Origin of the sequence: Fibrella aquatilis (genome assembly GCF_017353255.1) — a bacterium.
GTDB lineage: Bacteria > Bacteroidota > Bacteroidia > Cytophagales > Spirosomataceae > Fibrella > Fibrella aquatilis.
Map to the genome: position 1 here is coordinate 1 of NZ_JAFMYU010000047.1, position 2,846 is coordinate 2,846.

1 rRNA gene is annotated in these 2,846 nt (G+C 56.9%); it reads right to left on the minus strand.

The annotated features are described in order from the left end of the window. Positions 1-2,839, minus strand: a 23S ribosomal RNA gene (locus tag J2I48_RS28045). Positions 2,840-2,846 lie beyond the last annotated feature (7 nt).

The window sequence follows — 2,846 nt, forward strand, 5'->3', positions numbered from 1 at the left end:
AACCTTACAGGCACATTAGTACGGCTCGGCTCCGCATGTTTCCACACCTCCACCTGCCGCCTATCCACGTAGTCGTCTCCTACAGCCTTTCTTACCGGATGACTCATCTTGGGGTCGGTTTCGCACTTAGATGCTGTCAGCGCTTATCCAATCCGCACGTAGCTACTCGGCCATGCACTGGGCAATACAACCGATGCGCCAGCGGTGCGTCCATCCCGGTCCTCTCGTACTAAGGACAGATCCCCGCAATCATCCCACGCCCACCACAGATAGGGACCGAACTGTCTCACGACGTTCTGAACCCAGCTCGCGTGCCACTTTAATCGGCGAACAGCCGAACCCTTGGAACCTTCTCCAGCCCCAGGATGTGACGAGCCGACATCGAGGTGCCAAACCTCCCCGTCGATGTGAGCTCTTGGGGGAGATCAGCCTGTTATCCCCGGCGTACCTTTTATCCTTTGAGCGATAGGCCACCCATGCAGCGCTACCGGATCACTATACCCTGCTTTCGCACCAGATCGGCCTGTGTGCCTCACTGTCAAGCTTGCTTCTGCTATTGCACTCCCCGACCGATTACCGTCCGGCCTGAGCAAACCTTGGGAAGCCTCCGTTACCCTTTCGGAGGCGACCACCCCAGTCAAACTACCCACCAAGTACTGTCCCCCCATTCAGAGGTTAGAAAGCCAGTGACAAAAGGGCGGTATTTCAAGGTTGGCTCCACGATGCCTGGCGACACCGCTTCAACGCCTCCCGCCTATCCTACACATCCGTCACCAGCGCCCCATACTAAGCTGTAGTAAAGGTGCACGGGGTCTTTCCGTCCCGTGGCGGGTAAGCGGCATCTTCACCGCTACTACAATTTCACCGAGCTCATGGCTGAGACAGTGCCCAGATCGTTACACCATTCGTGCAGGTCGGAACTTACCCGACAAGGAATTTCGCTACCTTAGGACCGTTATAGTTACGGCCGCCGTTTACTGGGGCTTCAGTTCAGACCCTCGCTTGCGCTAAGCCCCCCCCTTAACCTTCCAGCACCGGGCAGGTGTCAGACCCTATGCGTCATCTCTCGATTTGGCAGAGTCCTGTGTTTTTGGTAAACAGTCGCCTGGGCCTTTGCTCTGCAACCTCTCACCCTTGCAGGCGAGGAGGCCCCCCTTCTCCCGAAGTTACAGGGTTATCTTGCCGAGTTCCTTGGCCATGATTCTCTCGTGCGCCTTGGGCTATTCGCCCCAACCACCTGTGTCGGTTTACGGTACGGGTACCTCATCGCTGACGTTTCACCACCTTTTCTTGAAACCCCCTTCCCCCGTTCGCTTCAGCCGTAGCCTCCGCTCAGCGCGCTATTCCCGCAGCACGCACAGAGTCCGGCAATTTGTCAGTGATTCACACGATAAGGCAGTGCAGGACTATTCACCTGCTGGCCATCTGACCGGCGCTTTCGCTGGGCCATTAGGTCCCGACTAACCCCGGGGTGACTGCCGTCGCCCGGGAACCCTGGGTCTTACGGCGGGAGGGGTTCCCACCCTCCTTCTCGTTACTTATGCCTACATTTGCTCTACGACGCGGTCCACCAGCGCTCACGCGCCAACTTCACCCCCCGCCGTATGCTCTCCTACCATCAATGACCAAGCTCGCTTGGTCATGATCCACCGCTTCGGTGCTGTGCTTGATGCCCGTTTATTATCGATGCCCGCCCCGCTCGACCAGTGAGCTGTTACGCACTCTTTAAAGGAATAGCTGCTTCCAAGCTAACCTCCTGGCTGTCTCGGCAGCCGGACCACCTTTGTTCAACTTAGCACACACTTGGGGACCTTAGCGGATGGTCTGGGTTGTTCCCCTCTCGGAGCAGGACCTTAGCACCCTGCCCCTCACTGCCCTGCACCCCCACCGGCATTCGGAGTTCGACTCAAGTTGGTAGGCTATGACACCCCCGCATTCAATCGGTCGCTCTACCTCCAGTGGGGTAACACAGAACGCTGTTCCTAAAAACATTTCGGAGAGTACGAGCTATTTCTCAGTTTGATTGGCCTTTCACCCCTACCCACAACTCATCCGGAAACTTTTCAACGTTTATCGGTGCGGTCCTCCAGGGTGTGTTACCACCCCTTCAACCTGGCCATGGGTAGATCACCAAGTTTCGCGTCAACAGCCACTAACTACATCGCCCTCTTCAGACTCGCTTTCGCTTCGGCTCCGGAAGTCCACTTCCTTAACCTCGCTAGTGACCGTTACTCGTAGGCTCATTATGCAAAAGGCACGCCGTCACCACATCTACGTGGCTCCGACCGCTTGTAGGCACCTGGTTTCAGGTTCTGTTTCACCCTGGTACACCCAGTCCTTTTCACCTTTCCCTCACGGTACTCTTCCCTATCGGTCTTCTACAGTGTTTAGCCTTGGCAGATGGTGCTGCCGACTTCAGAGGGAGTCCCTCCGGCTCCCCCCTACTCAGGATACTCCGCCCACACCCTGATATGATCACTACGGGACTCTCACCCCCTGCGGTTGGCCTTCCCAGACCATTCGTGTTGATCATGATGCTTGATGCAAAGTCCTATAACCCCAGTCCCGCCGTAACGAGCCTGGTTTGGGCTCTAGCGCGTTCGCTCGCCACTACTGACGCCATCACTGATTGTTTTCTTTTCCTCCGCCTACTTAGATGTTTCAGTTCAGCGGGTGAGCCTTCATGCGTAACACATGAATGACGGTCCTTCAGACCGCCGGGTTGCCCCATTCGGATACCTGCGGATCAGCCCGTGCCAGCCGGTCCCCGCAGCGTTTCGTCGCTTGCCACGTCCTTCCTCGCCTGTAGAAGCCAAGGCATCCCCCAGGTGCCCTTTTGCTGCGTT